The sequence below is a fragment of the Leucobacter alluvii genome, from assembly GCF_039530485.1.
GTDB lineage: Bacteria > Actinomycetota > Actinomycetes > Actinomycetales > Microbacteriaceae > Leucobacter > Leucobacter alluvii.
The window spans coordinates 167,900-193,532 of record NZ_BAAAOP010000005.1 but is presented as its reverse complement, the minus strand read 5'-3'; the positions used below and the strand labels follow the sequence as shown (position 1 = coordinate 193,532).

At 69.8% G+C, this 25,633-nt stretch carries 26 protein-coding genes; 14 read left to right on the top strand and 12 right to left on the bottom strand.

What is annotated here, in order from left to right:
- Positions 1 to 36 precede the first annotated feature (36 nt).
- Entirely contained in the window at positions 37 to 393 is a 357-nt protein-coding gene (locus ABFX18_RS05460) for a VOC family protein (RefSeq protein WP_346057662.1), read from the top strand.
- 29 nt (positions 394 to 422) lie between these two features.
- On the opposite strand, the gene ABFX18_RS05455 is transcribed toward ABFX18_RS05460, so the two are convergent.
- Positions 423 to 1,121, bottom strand: a complete 699-nt coding sequence (locus ABFX18_RS05455; RefSeq protein ID WP_346057661.1) for a helix-turn-helix transcriptional regulator — start codon at positions 1,119 to 1,121, stop codon at positions 423 to 425.
- Between the two features lie 73 nt (positions 1,122 to 1,194).
- On the opposite strand from ABFX18_RS05455, the gene ABFX18_RS05450 reads away from it, so the two are divergent.
- Positions 1,195 to 1,935 (top strand): alpha/beta fold hydrolase, encoded by a 741-nt coding sequence (locus ABFX18_RS05450; protein ID WP_346057660.1) that lies wholly within the window; start codon positions 1,195 to 1,197, stop codon positions 1,933 to 1,935.
- Here the strand turns inward: ABFX18_RS05450 and ABFX18_RS05445 are convergent.
- Both ABFX18_RS05445 and ABFX18_RS05440 read right to left on the bottom strand, forming a co-directional pair.
- A complete protein-coding gene (locus tag ABFX18_RS05445; RefSeq protein ID WP_346057659.1) occupies positions 1,912 to 3,057 on the bottom strand; it encodes an enoyl-CoA hydratase/isomerase family protein in 1,146 nt (381 codons plus the stop codon). The two genes, ABFX18_RS05450 and ABFX18_RS05445, sit on opposite strands and share 24 nt — an antisense overlap.
- 38 nt (positions 3,058 to 3,095) lie before the next feature.
- The gene (locus tag ABFX18_RS05440) at positions 3,096 to 4,418 is read right to left on the bottom strand and encodes an MFS transporter (RefSeq protein ID WP_346057658.1); all 1,323 of its coding nucleotides are present in this window, start codon (positions 4,416 to 4,418) and stop codon (positions 3,096 to 3,098) included.
- A gap of 259 nt (positions 4,419 to 4,677) precedes the next feature.
- Between ABFX18_RS05440 and ABFX18_RS05435 the strand changes: the two genes are divergently transcribed.
- From ABFX18_RS05435 to ABFX18_RS05410, 6 genes are all read left to right on the top strand, one after another.
- On the top strand, positions 4,678 to 5,544 hold the full coding sequence (locus tag ABFX18_RS05435) for an LPXTG cell wall anchor domain-containing protein (RefSeq protein WP_346057657.1): 867 nt from the start codon (positions 4,678 to 4,680) through the stop codon (positions 5,542 to 5,544).
- Positions 5,545 to 5,655: 111 nt separating this feature from the next.
- Positions 5,656 to 6,540: an LCP family protein gene (locus ABFX18_RS05430; RefSeq protein ID WP_346057656.1), complete on the top strand. Its 885-nt coding sequence runs from the start codon at positions 5,656 to 5,658 to the stop codon at positions 6,538 to 6,540.
- A gap of 79 nt (positions 6,541 to 6,619) precedes the next feature.
- Positions 6,620 to 7,456, top strand: coding sequence for a DUF3097 family protein (locus tag ABFX18_RS05425; protein WP_090149612.1), 837 nt, complete (start codon positions 6,620 to 6,622; stop codon positions 7,454 to 7,456).
- A 115-nt stretch (positions 7,457 to 7,571) separates the two neighbouring features.
- The gene (locus tag ABFX18_RS05420; protein WP_346057655.1) at positions 7,572 to 8,453 is read left to right on the top strand and encodes an arginase family protein; all 882 of its coding nucleotides are present in this window, start codon (positions 7,572 to 7,574) and stop codon (positions 8,451 to 8,453) included.
- On the top strand, positions 8,453 to 8,815 hold the full coding sequence (locus tag ABFX18_RS05415) for a Fe-S oxidoreductase (RefSeq protein WP_346057654.1): 363 nt from the start codon (positions 8,453 to 8,455) through the stop codon (positions 8,813 to 8,815). The genes ABFX18_RS05420 and ABFX18_RS05415 overlap by 1 nt, the downstream gene beginning before the upstream one ends.
- 9 nt (positions 8,816 to 8,824) lie before the next feature.
- Positions 8,825 to 9,775: an alpha/beta fold hydrolase gene (locus ABFX18_RS05410; RefSeq protein ID WP_346057653.1), complete on the top strand. Its 951-nt coding sequence runs from the start codon at positions 8,825 to 8,827 to the stop codon at positions 9,773 to 9,775.
- Between the two features lie 3 nt (positions 9,776 to 9,778).
- Here ABFX18_RS05410 and ABFX18_RS05405 read toward each other — a convergent pair whose 3' ends face one another.
- A complete protein-coding gene (locus ABFX18_RS05405; protein ID WP_090148037.1) occupies positions 9,779 to 10,036 on the bottom strand; it encodes a zf-HC2 domain-containing protein in 258 nt (85 codons plus the stop codon).
- A complete protein-coding gene (locus tag ABFX18_RS05400) occupies positions 10,033 to 10,647 on the bottom strand; it encodes a sigma-70 family RNA polymerase sigma factor (protein WP_090148034.1) in 615 nt (204 codons plus the stop codon). The genes ABFX18_RS05405 and ABFX18_RS05400 overlap by 4 nt, the downstream gene beginning before the upstream one ends.
- A gap of 44 nt (positions 10,648 to 10,691) precedes the next feature.
- Here ABFX18_RS05400 and aroA point away from each other — a divergent pair, with 44 nt between their 5' ends.
- The 3 genes from aroA (at position 10,692) to bcp (ending at position 13,805) form a co-directional block, all read left to right on the top strand.
- Positions 10,692 to 12,206 carry a 3-phosphoshikimate 1-carboxyvinyltransferase gene (gene aroA / locus ABFX18_RS05395; RefSeq protein ID WP_346057652.1) on the top strand — a complete coding sequence of 505 codons (1,515 nt, stop codon included), beginning with the start codon at positions 10,692 to 10,694 and terminating at the stop codon, positions 12,204 to 12,206.
- 4 nt (positions 12,207 to 12,210) lie between these two features.
- Entirely contained in the window at positions 12,211 to 13,269 is a 1,059-nt protein-coding gene (gene rsgA / locus ABFX18_RS05390; protein WP_090148029.1) for a ribosome small subunit-dependent GTPase A, read from the top strand.
- A 62-nt stretch (positions 13,270 to 13,331) separates the two neighbouring features.
- Positions 13,332 to 13,805, top strand: coding sequence for a thioredoxin-dependent thiol peroxidase (gene bcp / locus ABFX18_RS05385; RefSeq protein WP_346057651.1), 474 nt, complete (start codon positions 13,332 to 13,334; stop codon positions 13,803 to 13,805).
- Positions 13,806 to 13,822: 17 nt separating this feature from the next.
- Here the strand turns inward: bcp and ABFX18_RS05380 are convergent, their stop codons facing one another.
- Positions 13,823 to 14,245, bottom strand: a complete 423-nt coding sequence (locus ABFX18_RS05380) for a hypothetical protein (protein WP_336661526.1) — start codon at positions 14,243 to 14,245, stop codon at positions 13,823 to 13,825.
- 190 nt (positions 14,246 to 14,435) lie between these two features.
- On the opposite strand from ABFX18_RS05380, the gene ABFX18_RS05375 reads away from it, so the two are divergent.
- Entirely contained in the window at positions 14,436 to 14,684 is a 249-nt protein-coding gene (locus ABFX18_RS05375) for a WhiB family transcriptional regulator (protein WP_010156721.1), read from the top strand.
- A gap of 265 nt (positions 14,685 to 14,949) precedes the next feature.
- On the opposite strand, the gene argG is transcribed toward ABFX18_RS05375, so the two are convergent.
- The 3 genes from argG to ABFX18_RS05360 form a co-directional block, all read right to left on the bottom strand.
- A complete protein-coding gene (gene argG, locus ABFX18_RS05370; RefSeq protein ID WP_090148024.1) occupies positions 14,950 to 16,371 on the bottom strand; it encodes an argininosuccinate synthase in 1,422 nt (473 codons plus the stop codon).
- Positions 16,372 to 16,482: 111 nt separating this feature from the next.
- On the bottom strand, positions 16,483 to 17,481 hold the full coding sequence (locus ABFX18_RS05365) for a malate dehydrogenase (RefSeq protein WP_346057650.1): 999 nt from the start codon (positions 17,479 to 17,481) through the stop codon (positions 16,483 to 16,485).
- Between the two features lie 9 nt (positions 17,482 to 17,490).
- Positions 17,491 to 18,327, bottom strand: a complete 837-nt coding sequence (locus ABFX18_RS05360) for an aldo/keto reductase (RefSeq protein ID WP_346057649.1) — start codon at positions 18,325 to 18,327, stop codon at positions 17,491 to 17,493.
- Between the two features lie 104 nt (positions 18,328 to 18,431).
- Here ABFX18_RS05360 and hrpA point away from each other — a divergent pair, with 104 nt between their 5' ends.
- Positions 18,432 to 22,388 carry an ATP-dependent RNA helicase HrpA gene (gene hrpA / locus ABFX18_RS05355; RefSeq protein ID WP_346057648.1) on the top strand — a complete coding sequence of 1,319 codons (3,957 nt, stop codon included), beginning with the start codon at positions 18,432 to 18,434 and terminating at the stop codon, positions 22,386 to 22,388.
- 15 nt (positions 22,389 to 22,403) lie between these two features.
- Here the strand turns inward: hrpA and ABFX18_RS05350 are convergent, their stop codons facing one another.
- Positions 22,404 to 23,201 carry an NAD-dependent epimerase/dehydratase family protein gene (locus ABFX18_RS05350; RefSeq protein WP_346057647.1) on the bottom strand — a complete coding sequence of 266 codons (798 nt, stop codon included), beginning with the start codon at positions 23,199 to 23,201 and terminating at the stop codon, positions 22,404 to 22,406.
- A 186-nt stretch (positions 23,202 to 23,387) separates the two neighbouring features.
- Here ABFX18_RS05350 and ABFX18_RS05345 point away from each other — a divergent pair, with 186 nt between their 5' ends.
- Complete coding sequence (locus ABFX18_RS05345) at positions 23,388 to 23,747, top strand: hypothetical protein (protein WP_346057646.1); 360 nt, start codon at positions 23,388 to 23,390, stop codon at positions 23,745 to 23,747.
- Positions 23,748 to 23,788: 41 nt separating this feature from the next.
- Here ABFX18_RS05345 and ABFX18_RS05340 read toward each other — a convergent pair whose 3' ends face one another.
- Both ABFX18_RS05340 and ABFX18_RS05335 read right to left on the bottom strand, forming a co-directional pair.
- A complete protein-coding gene (locus ABFX18_RS05340) occupies positions 23,789 to 24,292 on the bottom strand; it encodes a YflT domain-containing protein (protein ID WP_346057645.1) in 504 nt (167 codons plus the stop codon).
- 62 nt (positions 24,293 to 24,354) lie between these two features.
- Positions 24,355 to 25,617, bottom strand: a complete 1,263-nt coding sequence (locus ABFX18_RS05335; protein WP_346057644.1) for a YncE family protein — start codon at positions 25,615 to 25,617, stop codon at positions 24,355 to 24,357.
- Positions 25,618 to 25,633 lie beyond the last annotated feature (16 nt).

Sequence of the window (25,633 nt, the reverse complement as noted above, 5' to 3'; positions counted from 1 at the left end):
CGTGGGAGGCGGCGTACGACGACGAACGGGGCGGGCATGATCGGTTTGAGCATGATCACGATGGATACGACGGATCCGCGCACGCTCGCGGGCTGGTGGGCGGGGCGCCTCGGCGGCGAGATCGTGCACGAGGCCGACGGGTGGTTCTGCATCGTGCGGGCGCCGCAGCTGCCCGCCGCACTCGGCTTCCAGAGGGTCGACGACCCGGGCGCGGGGAAGAACCGCTTGCACCTGGATTTCGACATCGACTCTTCGGTCGACCGTGCTTCCCTCGTCGATGAGTGGGTGGAGGCGGGAGCGACGCACCTCGGGCGCCGCGGCGAGGCCGGGCTCGCATGGGATACGTTCTCGGATCCCGACGGCAACGAGTTCTGCATCGGCGACCCCCACTAGCCCTGCCGAGGCGGGGAGGCGTGCGGGGTTCATCCGCGAGGCCGGTGCACCGGCCTCGCGGTCGCCGGAGGGGCGCCGACCTCCGCTACCGAGTGCCCCGTGCAGTTCTCTCCGGTCACGCTGGCGCGCTCGATGCGCGTCACGGCGAACCAGCGCACGGCGTCGCGCAGACGACACCATCCCACCAGGTACCAGCGTCCGTTCGTCGACGCGAAGAGCACTGGTTCGACGTCGCGGGTCGTGGTGACGCCGTCGTCTGACACGTACGTGATCCTGAGCACGAGCTGATCGGTCATCGCCGCCTCGAGTGCTGAGGTGACGGCACGGGACCCCGTCGTCGGCGTGTCGACCCACACCCGGTGTGCGAGTTCGTCGACCCTCACCCGGGTCCGCGGATCGAGGACGTCGAGGATCTTCTGCATCCCGGCGGCCGCGAGATCGGCGTAGGGCGCGTCGGGTGCCGCCGACACCGCGGCGTGGAGCGCCACGGCCTGCGCCGGGGAGAGCATGACCGGCGGAAGGGAGGTCGCCGCAGCCCACCCGTAGCCTCCGCCCGGGCCTGGCCGGGACCAGATCGGGGCGCCGCTGCGCTCGAGTGCTGCGAGATCTCGCTTCACGCTGCGCACGGAGATCTGGAACTCCCGCGCCAGCCGCTCGGCCGTGCACCCTCGGGATCCGCCGCGCCGCAATGATTCGGAGAGGGCGTGCAGTCGCTCTGCTCGCTTCACGATTGCGCTCGGTTCAGATTCATGACACAAATAGTGACACACTGCTGCCCAGCGCGGGGTCGAGACTGATCGCATGACATCTCATGCAAGCACCCCGACCATCATTCTCATCGCCGGCCACTGGCTCGGCGCCTGGGCCTGGGACGACGTCCGCGCGCACCTCGGCCCCGACGATTCGCTCGTCGCCGCGATCACGCTCCCAGGCCTCGAAGCCGGTGACCCCGCATGGACAGAGGCGACGCTCGACGATCAGGCCGAGGCGATCCGAAGGGTGATCGCAGAGCTCGGAGGTTCCCGGGAGCATCCGGTGGTGATCGTCGCTCACAGCGGCGCGAATGCTCCCGTGAGTCTCGTTCTCGACCACGATCCCGAGTTGATTCGCCGAGTCGTCTGGGTCGATTCGGGGCCGGTGGCACCGGGGAGCATCTTCGCTCCCGGACTCCCCGCGGAGGTGCAGGAGCTTCCGCTCCCGCCCTTCGACGTTCTTGCAGAGCAGGCGAGTATCGCCGGCTTGAGCGCTGACGTGCTCGCGCGGTTCCGCGACCGTGCTGTCCCCCAACCCGGCACCGTGCTCCGCCAACCCGTCGTGCTCGTGAACGACGACCGTCGCAAGATCCCGACGACGCTGATCTGCTGCTCGATCTCGGGCGCGCAGGTGCTCGAACTTGCCCGCGGGGGCAACGCCATGTTCACGGAGGTCGCGGCCCTGGAGCACTGCGACGTCGTCGACCTTCCGACCGGGCACTGGCCGATGTGGAGCCGGCCGCGGGATCTTGCCGTGGCGATCCGGTCAGCCGCGTCCCGCGTCAGCTGAACGAGGCCGGCGCACTTCCAGATCGAGCGGTTGCTCGTCTGCGTGCGCCTCCGGGTCGAGGATCCCAGCGAGCACAGCGTCGTCGAGATCCTCGATCCGGGCCGGCGACCACCGCGGGTTGCGATCCTTGTCGATGACCTGCGCCCGCACGCCCTCCGCGAAATCGGGCAGCGCGGCGAGCCTCCCGAGGGTTCGCAGGTCGTCGGCCAGCACGTCAGCGAGCGAGAGCGCGCGCCGCCTGGTCCGGTCGAGCTGAGCGAGCGTGACCGCGACCGATGTGGGACTCATCGTGCGAACGACAGCGGCGAGGCGTCCCGCATCGGCGTCGTCGCTCGCTTCGAGTGCCCGGATCAGGCGGAGCGCGGCTCCTGCCGGATCCTCGGACGCCGGCGGTTCTTGGGCTCCGAACACTGACGCCGCGATGGGTGACCACCAGTCGCGGGCGTCGAGGATCGCCGAGGCCGGTGCTGGCTCCGCCACGCCGTCCACGGCGGCCTGCGAATCGGCCCCTGCGGCGAGCGCCGCCTGCAGCTGCGGCAGCCGCTCCGCAGGCACGAAGACATCCGCGAACCCGAGGGCTATCGCGTCGCCCGCCGCCATGTCTCCCGCCGAGACGGCGAGCATCTCGCCGAGCCGTTCCGGGGCCGCGGCGAGCAGGAGGTGGCCTCCGACATCCGGCACGATGCCGATCCGCGCTTCGGGCATCGCCAGGCGGCTGCGCTCGGTCACGACGCGGATCGCAGCGTGCCCGGTCAGTCCGATCCCGCCGCCCATGGTGATGCCGTCCATGATTCCCACGACCGGAGGTGCTGAGGTGCTGATCGCGTAGTCGAGCCGGTACTCGTTCGCGAGGATCGTCCGAGCCGAGCCCTGCGACAGTTCCTTGACGTCTCCTCCACCGCAGAACCCGCGATCACCGGCCCCGTCGAGCAGGATCGCATGCGAGCCGTCGTGCTGCGCCGCTGAGACCGCCGCCGCGAGCCGCGCGAACATGTCGCTGTTCAGGGCGTTGATCGCTCGCGGCCGATTCAGCGTGAGATGCGTGATCGCGCCGTCACGACGCACGAGCACGAGCGGTGTTTCAACGGAATCGAACGGATGCGACTGCGGTGCGGCACTCATCTCAGCACCGTACCATCGCCCCTTCCCCGGCCGCCGGCTCAGGGGGTGGGATGGCGCGCGTCGTATCGCTGGAATCCGGACGCCGTGCGGAGCAGCACCAGCATGACGCCGAGGATCACGATGCCTCCGAAGAGGGCGGGCGCCCAGAGCGCGACGAGCGTTGCGACGGCGCCCGCGAGCAGATCGCCGACTCTCGGGCCGCCGGCGACCACGACGTAGAAGATGCCCTGCATGCGCCCGCGAACGTCATCGGGGGCTGCCGTCTGGAGGATGGTGGTGCGGAACACGGCGCTGACGTTGTCGGCGGCGCCGGTGCCCGCGAGGGCCACGCCGGCGAGCACTATGGCAGGGATGATCGGGTCATCGCTGCGCTCGGAGATGCCCGAGGTCGACGCCGTGATGAGCAGCACGAGACCGAAGCACGCGGTGCACGCCCCGAAGGCCGCGATGGCGAGCGTCACCGCGCGTCCCTGCCGCCTCACGGCGCCGAGCGGCCCGGAGAGGAGACCGCTCAGGAGCGCTCCCGCGGCGAACGACGCGGTGAGCGCCCCCACGGTCACCGGACCGCCGCCGAGCACGAGGGCCCCGGCTGCGGGGAAGACGACGCGCGGGGTGCCGAAGATCATCGCGACGAGATCCCAGATGAAGGTCGCACGCACATTGGGCGCTCGCCTCAGGAACTTCAGGCTCTCGAGCACCCCGCCGAGGCCCGGAGCGCTGCGACCGCCGTCCGGCGCCATGCGGGGCAGGCTGAGAATACCGACGAAGGCGCCGGTGAACAGCACGGCGTCGAGCAGATACGTCCACGGCACCCCGATGCTCGCGACGAGCACGCCGGCGACTGCCGGGCCGACGGTGATGGCGAGGCCCATCGTGATTCCGCTCAACGCGGCGGCGGCAGGCAGGAGCTGCGGAGGCAGCAGGCGGGGCAGGATCGCACCGCGCGTCGCCCCCATGATGGTGGCAGAAGCCGCGTTGACCGCGGCGAGTGCGTAGTAGGGCCACGTGGCCTGCACGTCGAGGAACGCGATCACGGTCATCGCGCAGATACTGACCCAAGCCGCGATGGCGGTGACCAGGGCGACGAGCCGTCGATCGAACGCATCGGCGAGCGCACCGCCCACGAATCCGGCCACGATCATGGGCCCGAGGGCCCACAGCGCGACGAGGGATACGGCGAGCGTGGACTGCGTGAGCTCGAAGATGTGCAGCCCCACCGCGACGATCGTCACCTGCGCACCGATCTGCGCGATCGACGTGCCCGTCCAGAGCTTCGCGAACGCGGGGCTCGCGCGGAGCGGAGTGGTATCGACGAGCAGCGAGCGCAGTCGGGTGCGTCGTTCGCCGGCCTCGGGTGTCACCGCCCCAATCTATCGCGCAGGCTCGGCAGCGGTGAACGCCTCCGTTACGGGGCTGGAGAAAGTGAGCCTGAATGCTTGCTCAATACCTAGCCACCGTCTACCGTTGACCTAGGCTGACGCTCCAGTGCACCTGCTGTGGCGAACAACTGCGCATCAACGGTGACGTGTTTGCCGGATATGCACGGGAGCGGTGCCGGGAGCAACACCCTCGTATTGCCGTAGTCGCGAAACATCATCACCCCATTACCTCGGAGGCAACATGAAGTTCTCGAAGAAGCTCGCCGGCGCAGCGACGATCGGCGCCATCGCCGCGCTGACGTTCGGCGGAAGCGCTGCAAGCGCTGCCGAAGGCGACCCCATCACCCTGACGCCGCAGATCACGCTCGGTGCAGAGTCGTTCACCGTCACCGGCGCCGAATGCATCAACCCCGGCGGCACCCCGGGCGAGTTCGCGGCAGTGCTCGCGACCGACGATGTCGAGAACCCCGTCGTGCAGACCGGGATCGCGAACGCCGACGGCACCTGGAGCGCGACGATCGCCTCACCCGCCGAGAGCGGCGTCTACGAAGTCGCGGCGTACTGCAACCTCTACGTCGACCAGTTCGCCTACGCCTCCTCCGATCTGCTCGTCAGCGCCGAAGCCGGCGTGACGCTCGACGTCGCAGAGGCTCAGCACTTCGAATCGTTCGGGTTCAGCGGCGCCGGTTTCGCGCCCTCTGAGAACGTGCGCGTCGAGTTCCGCCAGAACGGCGCGGTCATCGAGTCGCTCGGCACCGTCGCGGCGAACGAGGTCGGCGAGATCGTCGGAGACATCACCCTCGGAAACACGCTCGCATACGGCGCGTACGACGTCGTCTTCGTCGGCGAGACCAGTGGCACCGAGTTCGCGGCCCCGCTGGCCGTGACCGACGGCACCGTGGCTCCCGGCGCACCCGCCGATCCGGGGAACGTCGGCGGCGGCGTGACGCCTCCCGCCCAGCCGGTCGGCTACACCCCGGGCGCGAAGCTCGCGAACACCGGTGGCGAGAACTTCGCACCGTTCGCGATCGCCGGTGGCGTCGCAGCCCTCGCACTCGGCGCCGGCGCTGTCGCACTGGGTCGCCGCAAGGCACGCGCTGCGGAGTAACAGCTGAAGAGCACTGCAACGCGAAACGCCCCCGATCCGGACGGACATCTCCGTCCGCGGTCGGGGGCGTTTCGCCGCGCCGCGCGCATCGCCGCAGTCATCGCGCTCGTCGTGGCGCTGGCGCTGGGCGCTGCAGCCGCGGTGATCGCGACGCGCATCGATGCGGTCACCATGCCGCAACTCGACAGCGAGCACCAGGCGCAACGAAAGAGTGCGGGCGACACGGTGTATCTCTTCGTCGGCGCCGACTCGGGCATCGAGCGGGCTGCGACCGACATCCAGCGCGATACGCCGGACGGCCAGGCGCGCGCCGACGCTCTCGTTCTCGTGCGACTCGGCGACGACGGCACCGCATCAGCGGTATCGCTTCCGAGAGATCTGCTCTCGACGGACGGGTACTTCGGCTCCATCGCACTCGCGCTCCTCGACGGGCCGGATGTGCTGATGGAGAGCGTGTGCAGCACGACCGGTGTCGCAGTCGACCGGTACGTCTCGATCGACGGGTCGGGTTTCGTCGAGGCGATCGACGCGCTCGGCGGCATCGAGGTGGACATCGAGTACCCGCTGCGCGATCCCGCAGCCGAACTCAGCATCGACACCGCCGGCACCCAGCGGGTCGACGGGGCGACCGCGCTCGGGCTCGTGCGTTCGCGTCACGGCGAGCAGTTCGTCGACGGAGCGTGGGTGAGCGTCTCCGAGAGCGAGGGGGCGCGGCAGCGCGCGCTCTGGTCGGCCCGTGTGCTCGACGGCGTGCGCTCTGCCCTCAGCGACGCCGACGTCGCCTCGTTGACGCGCGCCGTGTGGTCGGGCAGCGCATCCCTGAGCCTCGGCGGCAGCCTGCATCCCTTCGAGCTCGGACGTCTGGCGCGCGCGGAACTCGACATCCGCGAATTGCCGGCGGAGAAGATCGGTGACGGTCGAGCGCTGCAGATGAATGAGCAGAGCGCGTCCGTCCTCACGGACGCGGGCTTCCGCACGGACTGCTCGCTCGACTGACGGGGCAGGGTGCAGAGCGCTGCGATTCGACGGTCTTCTCACACGCGTGGCCTCGGTCGACAGCGATAAGCTCGATCGCATGTTCGACGACCGATACGATCTCGACCCCGTGGCGCGCATGAAGCCGCGGCGCGGTCCCGTTGAGCGGCGCGACGTGCCGCTCGCGAAAGGACTCGTGCTCGAGCACACCGAGTCCGAGTGGTGCGGAGCCGTCGTCGGTGCGCGCGAAGGGCTCGTGCAGCTCGAAGACTTCCGGGGCAAGGTTCGAGCCTTCCCCCTCGCCGACGGGTTCCTGGTCGACGGCAAGCCGGTGCGCCTGGTGCGGCCGACGGCGCCGGCCGGCACGCGCAAGCGCACAGCGTCGGGCTCCTTCGCGGCGCCTCAGCAGCGAGCGCGGGTGGCGATGCCCAGTCGCATCTTCGTCGAAGGCAAGCACGATGCCGAGCTCGTCGAGCAGGTGTGGGGCGACGACTTGCGCGTCGAAGGCGTCGTCGTCGAACTGCTGCAGGGCGCTGACAATCTCGAGCAGGTGCTCGCGGACTTCGCTCCCGGCCCCGATCGCCGCGCCGGGGTACTCCTCGACCATCTCGTCCGCGGCAGCAAAGAAACCAGAATCGCCGACACCATCGCACGCGGGCCCCACGGCAACCATGTCCTCATCGTTGGGCACCCCTTCGTGGATATCTGGCAGGCCGTGAAGCCCGCCCGGGTCGGCCTGCAGGAATGGCCGACGATTCCACGCAGCATCGAGTGGAAGACCGGCATCTGCCGCGCTCTCGGCTGGCCGAGCGAGGAGCAGGCGGACATCGCTGACGCCTGGTCGCGCATCAGATCGCGCGTGCGCGATTTCCGCGACCTCGAACCCGAGCTCGTCGGGCGCGTCGAGCACCTGATCGACTTCGTGACGGTCGACTGATCGCCTCTCGGTCACCGCTGCAAGATGTTCTCGCACCGCGGAACTCGGGCACCCGTGCGAGCCGCGGGCGTATCCTGAGCAGCAGTCGAAGCAGTGAACCTGCGAGGAGGGCGCCGTGGCACACCCAATGTTCTTTCTGATGCCTCAGTGGCAGGGATCGCCCTCTGCTCGGGCGATGCAGCTCGCGGAGGGCGCCGATCTCCTCCGCGAGGATCTGCCGGCTTCCGCGCTGCGCGAGGTGCCCGTGCCTCTCGAAGCCGGTGATGCGATGGGCACGCCCGTGGCCAGGCTCAGCAGCCTCGTGCGAGCCCGCGAGGCGGCTCGCACGGCCATCGAGCCGGCACTCGCCGATGGGCGAGCGCCGATCATTGTGGGCGGCGACTGCGCGACCTCTCTGCCGGGGCTCGAAGCAGCGGCGCGCTCCGTCGACCGGCTCGCAGTGCTGTGGTTCGACGCTCACGCCGATCTGCAGCATCCCAGTACGTCGCCGTCGGGAAGCGCATCGGGAATGACCCTGCGGCACGCGCTCGGCGACGGCTCCCCCGACCTGGTCGCATCGCCCACGATCGCTGCCGACGACGTCACCCTCATCGGAGCGCGGGCGCTCGACCCGGAGGAGGCGGACGAGCTGGACCGTCTCAGGATCGCGGTGCTGCACGCAGACGCCGCTGAGACGGGTGCCGACTCGCTGCGCTCCGCGATCCTCGAGCGCATCGCGGGAGCCGACGGAGTGTACGTCCACGTGGATCTCGACGTGCTCGACCCTGCCGAGTTCGGTTCGGTGCACTCCCCGGTCCCATTCGGGCTCTCCGTCGCGCAACTCACGGACGCCATTCGCGCGGCCGTCGCCGAGGTGCCGCTCGCCGGCGCCGCGATCTGCGAATTCGCGCCGGCGGACAGTCATCGAGCGGCCGAGGACCTGCCGACGGTGCTGCGCACGCTCGCCGCGCTCACCTCTGGCACCGGATCACGACCGGCACAGGCGGGCGCGGCGTGATGCCGGCGGGTCGCCCCTGGCCGTTCGCTCGCCTGGGATACGCATATGCGACCTGCGTCGGATTCGTGTGGGGCGCGATCTGGAGTCGCGGCCGCATCGATCGCCACGACGGCCTGTGGGTGTTTCGCGGCATGCCCCGCTGGACCTTCGGACGCGGTGGGAGCTGCGTCGGAGCGTGCTACCTGACGAACCAGAACGTCTCGGCGCGCGTGCTGCGCCATGAGCGCGTGCACCGCGCGCAGTGGCGGCACTACGGGATGGCGCTGCCAGTGCTGTACGCGCTCGCCGGCCGTGATCCTCTGCGCAATCGGTTCGAGATCGAGGCGGGTCTGCGAGACGGAGGGTACGTTCGCACTCCGTAGACTGGCCGGATGACTGCAGCGGCAGCGCCTCCGGCGTCCGACGACGAGTTCCGCTTCCTTGACTTCGACGCTCTGCGGGTCGGACGCGCAGGGCCGCTTCCCGCGGTCGCGCGGATCGCGGTCGACGTCGCGGACCACCGTGCCGTCAGCGGCTTGGCCTTCGACGGTGGGCTTCCGCCGGAGATCGTCGCACTGCACGGCGCGGGCCTGAACGCGCACAGCTTCGATCCGACGCTCCTCGCCCTCGGGCGACCGGCGCTCGCCCTCGACCTTCCCGGGCACGGGCGAAGCGATTGGCGCAGCGACGGCGACTATCGGCCCGATGCGCTGGCCGCAGACGTCGTCGAGGTGCTCGAGCGCGTAGCCCGGCGGCCCGTCACCCTGCTCGGCCACTCCCTCGGCGGGTTGACCGCCGCGCTCGCCGCTGCGATGCGGCCCGACCTCGTGCGACGCGTCATTCTCGTCGACATCACCCCTGGCGTCTCACCCGCGCGAGACACCGGTTCGGTGCGCGAGTTCATTCAGGGTCAGCGCGATTTCAGCAGCATCGACGAGATCGTGCAGCGCGCCCAGCGATTCGGCATCGGCCACGAGCGCGCTGCGCTTGAGCGCGGCATCGCGCTCAACACTCGGCTCCGCCCCGACGGACGTCTCGAGTGGGCGCACCACCTGGCGCACCTGGAGCCGGCGCCGCTCACGGCCGACGGCGAGGAAGCGCAGCCGTATACGCCCATCTGGGGCGCCCTCGTACGACTCCGGTCGCTCGATGTTCCGGTGGCGCTCATCGCGGCGGACGCGGGCATCCTGTCGCGGCAGCACATCGCGGAGTGGGAGGATCGACTCCCGAGCAGCGCGGTCGTCACCATCCACGGATCGCACAACCTGCACGAGGCCGCACCGCTGCGGCTCGCCGAGGTGCTCGACGGCCTGCATGCGAAGCGGAGCGATGCAGCGACCTGACGGTCAGCCGACGAGTCCGCGATCCTCTGCGCGCAGACTGCGGAGAATGGCTTCTCGCAGGTCGACCGGCGGGCAGTTGCTGTCCCGCTCCTCCTCGCACGCCCGCTTCACGACATTCGTGAGCTTCTCGCACGCGTTCCGCTCGTCCTGGCACGACGGGCACGCCGCGATGTGCGCCCGGATCGGCGCTGATTCCTCGGCGCAGAGCTCGCCTCGGAGCAGCTCGTAGACATTCGCCTTGGCCTGCTCGCACTCATTCATCGCGCTGCTCCCTTCTTGGTCGGTTTCTTTCCCGCATTGAGTCCAACGCCCTGCTCGTTCGCGTATTCCCCGAGCGCCTTGCGCAATCGGGCCCGGCCGCGATGAAGGCGGCTCATCACCGTTCCGATCGGCACCTCGGCGATATCGGCGATCTCCTGATAGCTGAACCCCTCGACGTCCGCCAGGTACACCGCGATGCGGAAGTCCTCGGGAAGCGCATTCAGCGCCGAGGTGACCACCGAATCGGGCGTGCGGTCGATCGCCTCGGCCTCGGCCGATTGCGACGACATCGCCGTCGTCGATTCGGCGCCTCCGAGCTGCCAGTCCTCGAGCTCGTCCACGGCGCCGAGGAAGGGCTCGCGCTGCCGCTTCCGGTACGTGTTGATGTAGCTGTTGGTCATGATCCGGTACAACCACGCCTTGAGGTTCGTGCCCTCCTGGAACGAGGCGAATGCCGAGAACGCTTTGAGGAACGTCTCCTGCACCAGATCCTGCGCGTCCTGCGGATTCCGGGTCATCTTCATCGCTGCGCCGTACAGCTGATCGAGCATCGGAAGCGCCTCCGACGTGAAGCGCTGTTCCAGCTTCGCCTGTGCTGCGGTATCACTCACGCCCTCGATCCTACTGTCGAGTGCTGCGGGTAGACTCGATCCCGATGCTGATCGCGAAGATGAACCAGGGCAAAGACGGCGACGAGACCGGCACCGGCGAGGGCGTCGGCGAGGCTGCGGCGCTGTGGCCTGCGCCGCAAGCGGAGCGCGCGATCGACGCGACCGTTCCCCTGCCCGGCTCGAAATCACTCACCGGGCGCGAGCTCGTACTCGCCGCGCTCGCCGACGGACCGAGCACGCTCCACGCTCCGCTCCAGTCGCGAGACGCGGCGCTCATGATCGACGCGCTGCGCGCGCTCGGCACGGAGATCGAGGCGCTCCCGCGCGGCGAGTCGGCGGATCCCGACCTTCGCGTCACCCCGGCGCCCGAGCTGACCGGGTCGACGACCATCGAATGCGGTCTCGCGGGCACCGTGATGCGGTTCGTGCCGGCGGTCGCCGCGCTCGCGCTCGGACCGGTCGCATTCGACGGCGACCCGTATGCGCGCATGCGCCCCATGCGCCCCGTGCTCGACGCCCTGCGCGCGCTCGGGGCCGACATCGCTGACGAGGGCCGCGGCGCCCTGCCGTTCACGGTGCACGGCACGGGGTCGCTGCAGGGCGGGCGGGTCGAGCTCGACGCCTCGCTGTCGAGTCAGTTCGTCTCCGCCCTGCTCCTGGCGGGAGCGCGCTTCGAGAACGGCGTGCACGTGGTGCACACGGGCGAACGCCTGCCGAGCCTCCCGCACATCGAGATGACGATCGCCACCCTCCGTGCGCGCGGCGTGCGGGTCGACTCCCCCGCCGACGGCGAGTGGATCGTCGCTCCGGGCGAGATTCGCGCCATCGACGTGACCATCGAGCCGGACCTCTCGAACGCCGCCCCCTTCCTCGCCGCAGCGCTCGTCACCGGTGGTCGCATCACGGTGCCGAACTGGCCGAGCTCCACCACGCAGGTGGGTGATTCGCTCCGCACATTGCTCCCCGAGTTCGGCGCTGCGACGCACCTCGATGACGCGGGAGATCTCACCATCACTGCGACCGGGGCGATCTCGGGCGTCTCGCTGCACGTGCCAGAGGCCGGCGAGCTCGCGCCGACCCTCGTCGGGCTCGCAGCGCTCGCCGCTCACGGCACCGACGGCACCGACGGTGCCGCGAGCACCATCACGGGCATCGGGCACATCCGCCATCACGAGACCGATCGCATCGCGGCGCTCGTCGCCGAGATCAATGCGCTCGGCGGTGACGCGGTCGAGCTCGATGACGGCATCGAGGTACGACCCGCCCCGTTGCACGGCGGCGTGTGGCACAGTTACGCCGACCATCGCATGGCGACGACCGGAGCGCTCATCGGATTGCGCGTCCCAGGAGTCGAGATCGAAGACATCGCGTCCACATCGAAGACGCTGCCCCGATTCACCGAGCTCTGGGGGCGCGCCGTCGCACCCCGCGAGGCGCTCGCCGAATCCTCGCGCGACGGTGTGGACGTCGCGTTCGAGCTCGGCGCCTCGGGCGGCGACGCCGCGGCGCACGACACGTCACTCGGCCAGGCCGCTCGCGGCTTCATCGCGGGGCTGTGAACGCGTGAGCTGGCTCACCCCCGACGAGGACGCCGACGACCCGTACGCCGAGTACGCCGACCTCCAGGTGCGTCAGCGCCCCAATCCGAAGGCGAACCGGCCGCGCACGAAGCGTCGCCCGGAGCACGCGGACGCGGTGACGGGCATGATCACGGCCGTCGACCGGGGGCGCTACACCGCACTCGTGGAGACCGGCGCCGATCCGCAGGATCCGCGCGAGCGAACGGTTCTCGCCTCGCGCGCCCGGGAACTGCGCCGCACACCGATCGTCATCGGAGACCGCGTGCACCTCGTCGGCGACACGAGCGGCGATACGGGCACGCTGTCGCGCATCGTCGCCGTGGAGGATCGCCGCACGCTGCTGCGACGCAGCGCAGACGACAGCGACCGGATCGAACGGGTGATGGTCGCGAACGCCGACCAGATGCTCATCGTCGTCGCCGCAGCGAACCCCGAGCCGAGGGTGCGCCTCGTCGATCGCTACCTGGTGGCCGCATACGACGCAGGCATCTCGCCGCTCATCTGCATCACCAAGGTCGATCTCGCAGACCCGGAGCCGTTCCTCTCGCACTTCGCGGCGCTCGAAGTGCCGGTGTTCCGCTCAGAACCGGATGCCTGGCCACTCGCGGAGATCCGGGAATCCCTCGCCGGCCGCACCACGGTCTTCGTCGGGCACTCCGGCGTCGGCAAATCGACCCTCATCAACGCGCTCGTACCCGAGGCCGAGCGCGCCATCGGGCACGTCAACGAGGTCACCGGCCGCGGCCGCCACACGTCCTCATCCTCCGTCGCGCTGCGCGCTGCGACCCCCGGTGCCGCGAACGGCGCCGCCGGGTGGGTGATCGACACCCCGGGAGTGCGCTCCTTCGGTCTCGGCCACGTCACGACCGAAGGGATGCTGCGCGGGTTCACGGACCTGGCGGAGATCATCGAGGGCTGCCCGAGAGGGTGCACGCACCAAGACGATGCGCCCGACTGCGAACTGGACGCCGCGATTGCGGACGGCCGCCTCGACGCCGCCGGAGCGGCACGCGTCGAATCGCTCCGCCGACTGCTCAAGTAGCCGGCGTGCGCTGCTGCGCACCCTCCGGGCACGCCGAGGGAGCGCAGCGATAGGCTGGCCGTATGACTGATCGCGTAGTGCTCGAGCCCGGCCAAGAGGCCCCCGACTTCACCCTCCTCGACCAGGATGGCAACACCCGCGCGCTGGCGCAGTACCAGGGCAAGCGGGTCATCCTCTTCTTCTACCCAGAGGCCATGACCCCCGGGTGCACCACTGAGGCCTGCGACTTCCGCGACTCGACGCTGCCGCTCGAGGCCGACGGCTATCACGTGCTCGGCGTGTCGCGCGACTCGGTGGAGAAACTGCGCCGGTTCGCCGACCGCGACGCACTCGAGTACCCGCTCCTCAGCGACCCGGACGCCGCAGTGCACCGCGCATACGGCGCGTTCGGCGAGAAGAACAACTACGGGCGCATCGTCGAGGGCGTCATCCGGTCCACCTTCGTGATCGATGAGCAGGGCAGGATCGCCCACGCGCTCACCAACGTGAAGGCCACCGGGCACGTCGCGCGTCTGCGCAAGCTGCTCGACGTCTGACCCGTACGCGGCTCCTGTTACGCCCCGGAGGCGCCCTCGTCGATGACGGGGCGCTCGTCAGGGCGCGCGAGCACCGCCGCGATGAACCCCAGGAGAGCGCACGCGACGAGGGCGAAGCCGAACTGCCAGGTGCCGATGCCGAGCTGCAAGCAGCCAGTGCCCCCTGCGAAGAGCAGGACGTGGATGGTGAGGGCCGACCCGCGCACCCAGCTCGGACGCCCGCGCAGGGCCGCTACAGCCGTGATCGCCACCCAGGCCAGGGCGAGGACTGCCATGGCGACGATGCTGACGTTCTGCGCCACGGGTCCGACCGAGCCGAATGCCGCTGCGACGGAGAAGATCAGCACCCCGACGAGCAGCGCGCTCTCGAGCACCAGGAGCACGCGGAGCACCGCCCACCCCGCACGTGAACGAGGGTGATCGGGAGATGTCGGGGGCATTGCGGCTCGCTTTCCAGTCAATTGCGGGTTACCTATTGATTTGCATCTATTTCCGTGGAACTATATAACCCGTCGAGTTTCGCGCACGCCGACGTGAGCATTCTCAGCCACGTATTAGGTAGTTACGGCGCGAATTCTAGGCTATCCGGTCTCCGGATTGTTCGCGCGCGTGCGTTACAGAGGAGGACACATGGATTGGCGTGAACAGGCAGCTTGCCTCACCGTAGACCCGGAGCTTTTCTTCCCGGTCGGCAACACGGGGCCTGCGGTCGAGCAGATCGAACGGGCAAAGTCGGTGTGCGCTCGGTGCACCGTGACGGAGATGTGCCTGCAGTACGCGATGGACACCGGTCAGGATTCGGGCGTGTGGGGCGGCCTCAGCGAGGACGAGCGCCGCGCGCTCAAGCGCCGTGCGGCGCGCGCGCGTCGCGCTTCCTGAGCAGCTCACAGAGCCGAACGGCCCGTCCCCTCCTCGGAGGAGACGGGCCGTTTCTGTGTGTCGTGTCGTGTCCGCCGCTCGGGCAGCTCGACTCCCCCGGCCACCCGGCAGCTCACCCTCGCTCGCCCACGCGATCCGGCGTGACGCGATGCACGCGGCGTGCACGCACCCGCTCCACACCGGATCCCCTGCAGAAGCAACGCGACCCACGCACGAAGGGCCCATCCGAACGGATGGGCCCTTCGTAGGTCAGCAGTGCGCGAACTCAGTCGGTGCCGGTGTCGAACGCCGCCGACAGGCCGAGCTCGTCCGCGTCCTCATCGATGCCGCCGACGGCGTTCGCGATCTCAGCAGCGCCGCCCTGCTCGAGCTGACCGACGAGCTCCGCGATGGAGCCTCCGACGAGCCCGAGCTGCGCGTACTGCTCGAGGCGCTGACGCGAGTCGGCGATGTCGAGGTTGCGCATCGTGAGCTGCCCGATGCGGTCGACCGGGCCGAACGCGGCACCGACCGTGCGCTCCATCGACAGCTTCTCGGGGTGGTAGCTCAGGTTGTCGCCCTCGGTGTTGAGGATCGTGTAGTCATCGCCGCGGCGCAGCCGCAGCGTGACCTCGCCCGTGATCGCAGAACCGACCCACCGCTGCAGCGCCTCGCGGAGCATGAGCGACTCGGGGTCGAGCCAGCGGCCCTCGTACATCAGACGTCCGAGCTTGCGACCGTCCGTGTGGTAACTGGCGAGCGTGTTCTCGTTGTGGATCGCGTTGACGAGCCGCTCGTACGTGATGTGCAGCAACGCCATACCGGGCGCCTCGTAGATGCCGCGCGACTTGGCCTCGATGATACGGTTCTCGATCTGGTCGGAGACGCCGAGACCGTGGCGACCGCCGATCGCGTTCGCCTCCAGCACGAGGGCCACCGGATCGTCGTACACGACGCCGTTGATCGCGACCGGGCGACCGGCCTCGAAGCGCACGGAGACCTCTTCGGTCGCCACCTCGACGTCGTCGCGCCAGGCGGCGACACCCATGATCGGCTCGACGATGTCGAGGCCGGCGTCGAGGAACTCGAGCTTCTTCGCCTCGTGCGTCGCGCCCCAGATGTTGGCATCGGTCGAGTAGGCCTTCTCGGTCGCATCGCGGTAGGGGTACCCGTTGGCGACGAGCCACTCGCTCATCTCGTGGCGCCCGCCGAGCTCTTCGACGAACTGGTGATCGAGCCACGGCTTGTAGATGCGCAGCGCCGGGTTCGCCATGAGCCCGTAGCGGTAGAACCGCTCGATGTCGTTGCCCTTGTACGTCGAACCATCGCCCCAGATGTCGACGCCGTCTTCCTTCATGGCGCGAACGAGCAGGGTGCCGGTGACGGCGCGACCGAGCGGTGTCGTATTGAAGTAGGTCTTTCCGCCCGAGCGCACGTTGAACGCGCCCGTCTGCAGTGCGACGAATCCTTCTTCGACGAGCGGGCGCTTCGCATCGACGTGACGGGCGATCTCTGCGCCGTACTCTTTCGCTCGATCAGCGACGCCATCGATATCGGGCTCGTCGTACTGACCGATATCTGCGGTGTACGTGCAGGGCACTGCGCCCTTTTCACGCATCCAGGCGACTGCGCAGGAGGTGTCGAGACCTCCGGAGAAGGCGATGCCGACGCGCTCGCCCACGGGGAGGGAAGATAGAACCTTGGACATGCCCTCTATCCTAGGGCTCCTCCGAGCCTCCGAATTCCGCGGGTGAGCGCGCGGCGCGCCGGTCGACGCATCACGGGCGCCGTTGCAGCCTCGGGCCGCGACCGCGCCCGGCTACGGGATCAGCCCGAGCTCCTGCACCGCGTCGCGTTCGGCGGCGAGCTCCGCGACCGATGCGTCGATCCGCTCCCGCGAGAACGCATCGATATCGAGCCCCTCGACGACGCTCCAGTTTCCGCCTGCGGAGGTCACCGGGAACGACGAGATCAGGCCCGCGGGTACTCCGTATTCACCGCGCGACACGATTGCGGCGCTGGTCCAATGCCCCGCCGAGCGCTCCCCGGTGCCGAGAAGCCAGTCGCGGGTGTGCTCGATGGCCGCATTGGCGGCCGAGGCGACCGAGGATCCCCCGCGCACCTCGATGATCTCGGCGCCGCGCTGCGCGACGCGCTCGATGTAGGGCCCGCGCGCCCAGGAGGCGTCGACGATGTCGAGGGCCGGCCGCCCCCGAACCGTCGCGTGGCTGAGGTCGGGATACTGGGTCGCCGAGTGGTTGCCCCAGATGGTGACCCCCGAGATGTCGGCGACCGGGGTGCCGGCCTCGGCGGCGAGCAGCCCAACGGCGCGGTTGTGGTCGAGTCGGGTGAGCGCGGTGAAACGCTCCGACGGCACATCGGGCGCGTGCTGCTGGGCGATCAGCGCATTGGTGTTCGCCGGGTTGCCAACGACGACGACGCGCACGTCGTCGGCAGCGCGGTCGTTGATCGCCCGACCCTGCGGCCCGAAGATCGCTCCGTTCGCCGCGAGCAGATCTCCGCGCTCCATCCCGGCGGAGCGCGGGCGCGACCCGACGAGCAGTGCGACGTTCGCGCCATCGAACGCGACATTCGCATCGTCGGTGATCTCGACGCTCGCGAGCGTCGGGAACGCGCAGTCGGCGAGCTCGAGCGCAGCGCCTTCTGCAGCGCGCATGCCCTGGGGAATCTCGAGCAGTCGAAGCGCAACGGGCTGATCCGGGCCGAGGAGGTCGCCGGCCGCGATCCGGAACAGGGCTGCGTAACCGATCTGTCCGCCGGCGCCGGTCAGCGTGATGGTGATGGGTGCGTGGGTCACGTCGTGCTCCTATCGTCCGTCGAACGTGCGCGGATCCGGTCCGAAGTTCGTTCCGGCCTCGTAGGCGTCGATGGCCGCCATCTGCGACGGATCGAGCTCGAAATCGAACAGGTCGGCGTTCTCGATGAGGCGCTCCCGGCGCACGGTCTTCGGGAAGATGATGCGCCCCTGCTGCACATGCCAGCGGAGCACCACCTGCGCCGGGCTCTTGCCGTGGGCTCGTGCGATCTCGAGCAGTTCGGGCCGCTCGAAGAGGTCCGACTTGCCCTGCGCGAGCGGCGCCCACGCTTCGATCGCGATGCCGTGCTCCCTGCAGAACTCGACGAGTTCGCGACGCTGATGCAGGGGGTGCAGTTCGATCTGGTTGACCGCTGGCACCACGCCGGTCTCATCGATGAGCTGCTGCAGATCGGAGATCTCGAAGTTCGAGACGCCGATCGCCGAAGCCCGGCCCGACTCCGCGATCTCGATGAGCGCCCTCCACGCGCCCAGCGCCTCTCCGAACATCGGCTGGGGCCAGTGGATGAGGTAGAGGTCGACCCGATCGAGCGCGAGGCGGTCGAGGCTCTCGGCGAAGGCGTCGGCCGCGCGTGTCTGGTCGGTGTTCCAGAGCTTGGTGTTGACGAAGACCTCGTCGCGCGGGAGGCCGCTGCGCGCGACCGCCCGGCCGACCTCCGCCTCGTTGCCGTAGAGGCTGGCGGTGTCGATGTGCCGGTATCCGACCTCGAGCGCCGTGGTGACGACGTCCTCGGCCTCGCCGGGTTTCACGAGGTAGACGCCGGAGCCGAGCTGCGGGATCGACGTGCCGTTGTCGAGGGGAACATTCGGGATCGGGAGTGCAGACATCGTGCCCTTTCAAGTGGTCTCGCGGAACAGCCGCCGACCCAGCGATCGGCGCGGTCGGCGTCAGTCTACGCTCGGGCGACTGGGCGCGGGATAATAGGAGCATCATGACGTCGCCCCCGCTCCAGATCACGTTCCCAGAGGAGCTTCCCGTCTCGCAGATGCGCGAGGAGATCTCGGAGGCGATCCGTACGCACCAGGTCGTCATCGTCGCGGGCGAGACCGGCTCCGGCAAGACGACCCAGCTGCCGAAGATCGCGCTCGCGCTCGGGCGGGAACGGATCGCCCATACGCAGCCGCGGCGCATCGCGGCTCGCACCATCGCCGAGCGCGTCGCCGAGGAGCTGGGATCTGAGCTCGGCGGTCTCGTCGGCTACCAGGTGCGGTTCACCGATCAGGTGTCGGCCGAGACGCGCGTCCGCCTCATGACCGACGGCATTCTGCTCAACGCGATCCACCGCGACCGCGAGCTCTCCGCCTACGACACGATCATCATCGATGAGGCGCACGAGCGCAGTCTGAACATCGACTTCCTGCTCGGGTACCTGCAGACGCTGCTCCCCCGCCGCCCCGACCTGAAGGTCATCATCACGTCGGCGACCATCGACCCCGAATCCTTCGCGAAGCACTTCGCAGACGCGAAGACGGGCGAGCCCGCTCCGGTCATCGAGGTGTCGGGCCGCACCTACCCCGTCGAGGTGCGGTACCGCCCGCTGATCGAGCAGATCGAGAAGTCCGATGCGAAGATCGGCGCTCCGAAGGTCACCACGATCGAGCGCGACCTGTTCGAGGGCATCGGCGACGCCGTCGACGAGCTCGCGAAGGAGGCGCCCGGCGACGTGCTCGTGTTCCTCTCCGGCGAGGCCGAGATCCGAGACGCCACCGATGCGCTGCAGGGGCGCCTGCGGAGTTCGGCTCGGAGCGCCCGCACCGAGATCCTGCCGCTGTACGGGCGGTTGAGCAGCGCCGAGCAGCATCGCGTGTTCGAGCGGCGCACGGGCGGCGCTCGTCGCATCGTGCTGGCCACGAACGTTGCCGAGACGTCGCTGACGGTGCCCGGTATCCGCTACGTCATCGACGCCGGCACGGCGCGCATCTCCCGGTACAGCGCCCGCAGCAAGGTGCAGCGCCTCCCCATCGAAGCCGTCTCGCAGGCGAGCGCGAACCAGCGGTCCGGCCGTTCCGGTCGCACCAGCCCGGGCATCGCGATCCGGCTCTACTCGGAGGAGGACTTCGCCTCGCGCCCCGAGTTCACGGAACCGGAGATCCGGCGCACGGGGCTCGCGTCGGTGATCCTCCAGATGCTCGCGCTCGGCCTCGGCGACATCGCCCGCTTCCCGTTCCTCACTCCGCCCGACCAGCGCGGCATCGCCGACGGTCTCGGCCTGCTCGCCGAGCTCGGCGCCGTGGAGGCCGCTCCCGCGAAGGGGCGGAACCGGGGCCGGGTCGGGCCGCGCGGCGGCGAGCGCGGCGCGACCCATCGGATCACGAGGATCGGCCGCGAGCTCTCCCGCCTCCCCATCGAGCCCCGGTTCGCCCGTATGGTCGTCGAAGCCAGGGCGCACGACGTGGTGCCTGAGGTGCTCGCGATCGTCGCCGGTCTCACGGTGCAGGATGTGCGGGAGCGCCCCCAGGCCGAGCGCGGTCGCGCCGATGAGCTGCACGGTCGGTTCTCCGACCCGCAGGGCGACCTCGCGACGCTCCTGAATCTCTGGAACTACCTGCAGGAGCAGCAGCGCGAGCTGTCGTCGAGCGCCTTCCGCAGACTCTGCAAGGCCGAGTATCTCAATTTTCTGCGAGTGCGCGAGTGGATGGACCTGTATCGGCAGCTCGCGAGGATCGCGAAAGCCCCGCGCGATGGCGCCGGCCGGGGTGCGACCGGCGGTTCGGGTGAGGCGATCCATCGATCGGTGCTCGCCGGGCTCCTGTCGCAGCTCGGCGTCCGGGACGACCGGCAGGATCGCGCCGCGCCGGCGCGCGGCCGCTCTGCAGCGGGCGCGACGAGGCGCAAGCCGGCGCAGGAGTACCTCGGTTCGCGCGGCGCGCGCTTCGTGCTCTACCCGGGTTCCGTGCTCGCGAAGAAACCGCCTGAGGTGGTCATGAGCGTCGAGCTCGTCGAGACCTCGCGCCTGTTCGCCCGGTCCAACGCGGTGGTGGATCCCGCGTGGGCCGAGGAACTCGCGGGTCCGCTCGCGAAGCGGCAGATCTCGGAGCCGCGATGGGAGAAGAACCAGGGGGCGGCAGTCGCCTACGAGCGGGTGACGCTCTACGGCGTTCCGATCGTCGACCGCCGGCGCGTGCAGCTCGCCCGGTACGACCAGGAGCACGCGCGCGAGCTCTTCATCAGGCACGCGCTCGTCGACGGGGAGTGGGATTCGCCGCAGGCGTTCGACCGCGCGAACCGCCAGCTGCGGCGCGAGCTCGAACAGCTCGAGGAGCGCACGCGACGCCGCGACATCGTGGGCGACGACGAGGCCATCTTCGAGTTCTACGATGCGCGCATCCCAGCTGACGTCGTTTCGACGCGCAGCTTCGAGGGGTGGTGGAAGCAGAAGCGCGCGACCGACCCGCAGTTCTTGCATCTCCGGCGCGAAGACCTCGTGGAGGACGACGCCGACTCGGTCGACGAGCAGGAGTTTCCGAGGCAGTGGTCGCACGGCGATCAGACGCTCCGCCTGAAGTATCGCTTCGATCCGACCGCTGAAGACGACGGCGTCACGGTGAACGTGCCGCTTCCCCTGCTCCCCCGCCTCGACGGATCGGACTTCGAGAAGCTCGTGCCCGGGTTGCGGCACGAGCTGGTCACGGCCCTCATCAAGACGCTGCCGAAGGCCGTCCGCAAGCACGTCGTCCCGGCCGCGGATTGGGCCCGGACGCTGCTCGCGACGGTGGGCCCGCAGCTCGACGCCCCGGTGGCGCCTGGCTCGACGCCGCCGGCGCTGACGCAGCTGCTCGCCACCGAGATCCGCCGCCGCACGAGCGTGCCCGTAGCGCCCGCGGACTTCGACCCCGACCGGCTTCCGGCGCATCTCACACCCACGTTCCGGGTCGTCGACGGACGCGGCCGCACCGTGGGAACCGGCAAGAACCTCGCAGAGCTCCAGACGGCGCACCGCGAGCGCGCGACCGAGGGCGTCGCGAAGGTCGCCGCTGCCGCACTGCCGAAGAGCGATCTCGAACGCACCGGTGCGACCTCCTGGACCTTCGGAGATCTGCCCCAGCACGTCGATTCGACGTACGCCAAGGGACGCGGATCCGCTGGCGCCGGCGTGGTGCGCGCGTACCCGGCGATCCTCGACCGTCGCACCGCTGTCGATCTGGTGCTCGTCGCCGATCAGGGCGAGCAGGAGCGCATCTCCCGGCGCGGCATCCGCCGCCTCCTCGTGCTGAGCTCTCCTTCGCCGGCTTCGTACGTGCGCGACCACCTCTCGAACCAGGAGAAGCTGCTGCTCGGCGCTGGACCCTACCGCACGCTCGACCAGGCGATCGCCGACGTGTCGCTCGCGGTCGCCGACCGTGTGATCCGCCGACACGCGGCGGACGGGCTCATCTGGAGGGAAGCCGAGTTCGAGGCCCTGGCCGACGACTACGCCCGGTCGCTCATCGACGAGATCTACGGTGCGATCTCGCTCACCGCGCGCGTGCTCGACGGCGCCCGCCTGGCCCGCAAGGCGATCGACTCGGCGAAGTCGATGCAGGTGCTCGGCCAGGTGGCCGATGCCGCCCGGCAGGTCGACGGCCTGGTGTTCGAAGGCTTCGTCTCGCGAACCGGTCTCGCACAGCTGGAACGCGTGCCGGTGTACCTCGAAGCGGTGCAGATGCGCATGCGCGCCCTCACCGAGCAGCCGGGCCGGGATCGCGCCTGGCAGAACGAGATCGACCGAGCGGCCGCTCTCTACACCGAGGCCGGCGGGGTCGTCCCGCTGCCGGTCGACGCACCGAAGCGGCTCGTGCGCGCCCGGTGGCTGATCGAGGAGCTGCGCGTCAGCCTGTTCGCGCAGCAGCTGCGCACCGCGGAGCCCGTCTCGCTGCAGCGCATTCAGAAGGCGCTGCGCGACGAGTGACGCTCGGGCCGACGGTCAGGGCAGATCCCGCATCCGGTCGAGCGAGTAGGGGGCCTCGGCGTAGGGCCCGCCCTGGGGTGCGAGCGGGTCGAACGGGAGCGGGTCTCCCGACGCCGTTGCGTTGTCTTTCGGCGCGAACCCGATCGCCTCCCCCGCCGCCAGATCCCACCAGCGCGCCTCATTTGCCGAAACCGCATAGAACACGACCCCGGGTTCGGTCGTCGTCATCGCCGCGATGAAGGCCAGCACCGCGTCGGCTGGGCTCAGCCAGGTGCGCTGCTCGCGGGCCGACGTCGGCTGATCCTCGTAACTTCCAATGCGCACGGAGGCCGTGCACAAGCCGAACTTGTCGGCGTAGAGCCGGCACAGGGCCTCGCCGGCGACTTTGGACACCCCGTAGAAGCCGTCGGGGCGCGGCGGCATGTCGGGCGACACCATCGTACTCGCCGGGTACATCCCGGTCAGCCGATTGCTGCTCGCGAAGACGACCCGTGGAGTGCCTGCCCGTCGCGCAGCCTCGAGCACGTGGTACGTCCCGACGATGTTGACCTCGGCGAGGTCGTGGAAGTCCGCCTCGTCCGCGATACCGCCGAGATGGATCACGCCGTCGGCGCCTCGCAGCACCTCCGTCAGCGCGGTCAGGTCTGCGAGATCAGCCACCGCGAAGCGGTCGCGATCACCGACGACCTCGGCCCGACGCGCATCGGTCGAGGTCAGTGCGACCCCCCGATCGTGCAGCGCTCGCCGCAGCGTCGACCCGATGGTGCCCGCTGCTCCCGTGACCACCCAGTGACTGTTCTCGATCGCGCCCATGCTCGGATCCTAGCGGGGAGCGGCGCCCGCTCTCGCGCGCCTTCAGGAGCAGCCAGGGCCGCGTCAACCCCGCGACGCGGCGGCGGCCAGCTCGTAAACTGGCGCTGGCCGACCTCCCGTGCGCTCCGCGCCGTCGGATGCGGCCTGCGTCATCCCGACCACCGATCGAGCATTGGAGAGTGCCCCGTGAACGAGACCCCAGCCTCAGACCAGGAGATCGCCGACGCGATCCGCCAGTTCCACGAAGCACGCGCCGAGTCCGGTGACCTGGCGGCACAGGCGCTCTCATCGGTCTCGGCCGACGAAGGCATCGTGAAGGTGGTCTACGACGCGTCGCTCTCGCATCCCGACACCCGCGCCTGGCTCTCCGAGCACTCGATCGAGAACCTCGCCGAGTACGCCTGCACCCCGCTCGCCCAAGCGACGCCGGAGTCGACGCGCATGCGCATGTCGACGGTCCGCGTCGAGACTGAACTCGCGGATGGAACGCGGCTCGGCGCTCTCGAGAACGCCGGCATCCGGGCGCTGAACGGTCTCGAGAAGTAGTTCGGGATCGCGCGGGCCGGGCCCCGGTCCGCGCACGCGCGCTACTTCTCCACGACCTCCGTGAGCACGCGCCGCGCTTCGTGCAGCAGCTCGGGTTCGGTGATCAGGTCGTATCGCGTCGCGACCATCTGCATCACCGACGAGAAGTCGCGGCGGTTGCGGTTCATCGCGTACGACAGCACGCCGAAGAGCATTCCGAAGCCCGCACCGATGGCGATGGCCGCGGCGAAGACGCCGAGGATCGCGCCGTTATCCGGCTGGAAGATGAAGAGGAGCAGGCCGAGGAAGAGCCCGAGGTAGGCGCCGGAGAGCGCGCCCATGAGCGCGACACGGCCGTAGGTGAGTCGGCCGGTGACCCGCTCGACGCTGCGCACGTCGTTGCCCACGATGCTGATCTGCCGCACGGGGAAGCTCGCGCGAGCGAGCACGTCGACGGCGTGCTTCGCGTCCTCGTACCGGTCGTACGTCGAGACGATCTCGCCCTTCGGAATCTCGGGGACCAGCGGGAGACGCGACGACCGCATGGGTCCATCAGGAGTGCTCATAGTGCGATTCTCCCATTGTCGGCGACGAACGCGACGGAGGAGTCGGGGAATCTCACCCGGATTCAGCTCCGAGCGTACGAAACGAGAGCCTGCGGGTAGCCAGCGACGGGGAGCGCGCGCGTTTCGAGCGAATCGAGTGATACCAGGGTGATGCCGTCCCACCCCTCGTTCCGCGTGTTCCCGCCCGCGACAGCCGCGAACTCGGCGCCCTCGGCGTCTCTCCACACCGCGACCGTCTCATGGGGGACGTCGAGCGGCACGACGCGCTCCTCCCCCGCACCCGCGCCGGTCACGCGGAGCAGCGACAGATTGGGGCCGCTCTGCGCGTTGCCGAACGCGCCGGTGCCGACCGTCATGAGCACGTCGCCAGCGAGCGCCGTGCCGTGGACGTGGGAGTCCGCCGTGCTCGTGAGCGCGGCGGTCTCCCCGGTGCGAGGGTCGAGCTTGACGACGACCCGCCCCTGGTACGGGAGCAGGATCGCGCCTGCGGCATCGACCGCGCCGTAGTGCGGCTTCTCCCACGAGGCGAGCCCGCCCTCGGTGCCGAACTGCGCGACGGTGTGACTCGTCGGCACGAGTGCGGCCGCATCGACGACGGTCACAGTGAACCCATCGTGATCGATCGTCGCCGCCCACGTGCCGTCCGGCGCGACGACGACGTCGAAGGGGCGGAGCCCGACGGGAACCGAACCGACGAACTCGCCGACGCGCGTGTCGAAGACCTCGAGGGCGTACGCGCCATCACCAGGGGTCACTGCGACATAGACCCGATTGCCGTCGGGCGAGACCGCGAGACCGAGGCCGCCCGGCCGGTACTCGCCGAACTCGACGCGATTCGCCGGGTGCAGGAAGGGCATCAGGGCGGTGCGGGAGGCCGCACCGAGATCGATCACCGCCAGACCTTCGGCGGTCGCCGCGTACCCGGTGCGTCCGTCACCCGCGACGCCGACGCCCCAGGGCGCGGCTCCCACGGTGACGAGCTGCGCCGCCTCCGCATCCGAGACGGAGGGGTCGATGATGGCGACGGCGTCGGACTGCGCGAGGGAGGCGAGCAGCAGCATCGGGGCCACCTGCGGCGCAGACGGGGCGTCACTCTCCGGGGCGGGGGCGGGGGCCGGGTCGGGCGCACGGTCGCCTGGCGAGGTGTCTGCTCGCGGTTCCGGGGCGCACCCGACGAGCAGCGCCCCGGCCGCCGCGAGCGCGCCCCAGGCGGTGAGACGCACCGCGTCTCTGCGCGACACGCGATGCTCGGTGTCCCTCCGAGCTGGGGCATCGGCTGGCTCCCACGGCGCTGACGGGCCGGAGAGCGAAGACGCTGGGTGCATGCCCTCAGTATCGCCG